This window comes from Aquisalimonas sp. APHAB1-3 (assembly GCF_048323695.1).
Lineage (GTDB): Bacteria > Pseudomonadota > Gammaproteobacteria > Nitrococcales > Aquisalimonadaceae > Aquisalimonas.
On the sequence record NZ_JBLWFT010000030.1, the window covers coordinates 1 to 1859 of the forward strand.

General features: G+C 69.5%; 1 protein-coding gene. It reads right to left on the reverse strand.

Going from position 1 to position 1859, the window contains the following annotated elements; translation table 11 throughout:
• Positions 1-60 precede the first annotated feature (60 nt).
• Positions 61-1859: acyl-CoA dehydrogenase (locus ACNSTU_RS17475; protein ID WP_418212812.1), on the reverse strand; the 1799-nt coding region annotated here is incomplete at its 5' end.

Here is a 1859-nt window from a genome sequence, read left to right on the forward strand (position 1 = left end):
CGGGGCGCGGAGGGCGTAGGGTGGACCTTCAGGTCCACCACCCCCGCCCAGGCACCGCCGCTACAACCACTCCGCCGGCATGGCCCCGACCGCATCATCCCCGGCCAGCACCGCCGGCAGCAGCGCTGCCGCCTTCGGCAGCATGTGCTGGGCGTAGAAGCGTGCCGTCACCAGCTTCGCCTGGTAGAAGTCCGTCTCCGAGGTGCCCCCATCGAGCGCCGCACGCGCCACCAGCGCCGAGCGCGCCAGCAGCGCACCGCCGCACACGTACCCCGCCATCATCAGATACGGTACCGCACCAGCCGCCGTCGCCGCCGGATTCTCCCCGTGCGTGCGCACCACGTACTCCGCCGCCTCCCGCAGGGCGGTGATGCCCGCCGTGAGCGGCTCGCCGATCGCCTTGACGCCACTGTCGGCACTCGCCTCCAGCTCCGCCGCCAGCCCCTCCATCTCGGCAAGCAGCGCCTGCATCGCCGCACCGCCGTCTTTGTACGTCTTGCGCCCGATCAGGTCGTTGGCCTGGATGCCCGTGGTGCCCTCGTAGATGGTGGTAATCCGCGCATCCCGGTAGTGCTGCCCCGCACCGGTCTCCTCCACGTACCCCATGCCGCCGTGGACCTGCACCCCGAGGCTCGCCAGCTCCTGGCCCACCTCCGTGCACCACCCCTTGACGATGGGGATGAGCAGATCCACCCGCGCCTGGTGCTGCGCGCGCTCCCTGCCATTGGGGTGGCGGCGGCTCATGTCCATGGACCACGACGCCGAGTAGGCGAGCGCCCGCATCGCCTCGATCTGGGCGCGCATGGTCAGCATCAGACGCTTCACGTCCGGGTGGTGGAGGATGTTCACCGCCTTTGAGGGGTCGCCCCCGGCCGGCGTGCCCTGGACGCGATCCGAGGCGTACCAGCGCGCCTGCTGGTAGGCGCGGTCGGCAATGGCCAGCCCCTGCACACCCACCTTGTGGCGCGCCTCGTTCATCATGGTGAACATGTACATCAGCCCCTTGCCCTCCTCGCCGACCAGGTAGCCGATGGCACCCCCCTGGTCGCCGTAGGACATGGTGCAGGTGGGGCTCGCGTGGATGCCGATCTTGTGCTCGGTGTTCACGCAGCGCACGTCGTTCGCCTCGCCCGGGTTGCCGTCGGCATCGGGCAGGTACTTCGGCACGATGAACAGCGAGATCCCCTTCACCCCCGCCGGCGCATCCGGCGTGCGCGCGAGCACCAGGTGAATGATGTTCTCCGCGCAGTCGTGCTCGCCCCAGGTGATGTAGATCTTCTGCCCCTGAATCAGGTAGTGATCCCCCTCAGGCGTCGCGCGCGTGCGCACCGCGGCAAGATCCGAGCCCGCCTGCGGCTCGGTGAGGTTCATCGTCCCCGACCACTCGCCGGAGACGAGCTTGTGGAGATACGTCGCCTGCTGCGCCTCGGAGCCGTGGGCGTGCAGCGCCTCGATGGCGCCGGCGGTGAGCAGCGGGCCGAGCGCGAAGCTCATGTTCGCCGCCTGCCACATCTCCTGGGTGGCCGTGGCCACGAGCTCCGGCAGACCCTGGCCGCCAAACTCCTCCTCGCACTGCACGCCGTTCCAGCCGCCCTCGACGAACTGCCGGTAGGCGTCCTTGAAACCCTCGGGCATGGTGATCGCACCATCATCCCAGCGCACGCCGGCCTGGTCCCCCGACTGGTTCAGGGGGGCGAGCACCCCGCCGGCAAACTTCGACGCCTCCTCCAGCACGGCGTCCACCAGCTCCGGGCTCGCCTCCTCGAACCCCGGCAGGGCGCTGATCGCATCCAGATCCAGCAGCTCCTGCATGACAAACTTCATGTCCCGCGTCGGGGCGGTGTAATCGGTCATGGTGT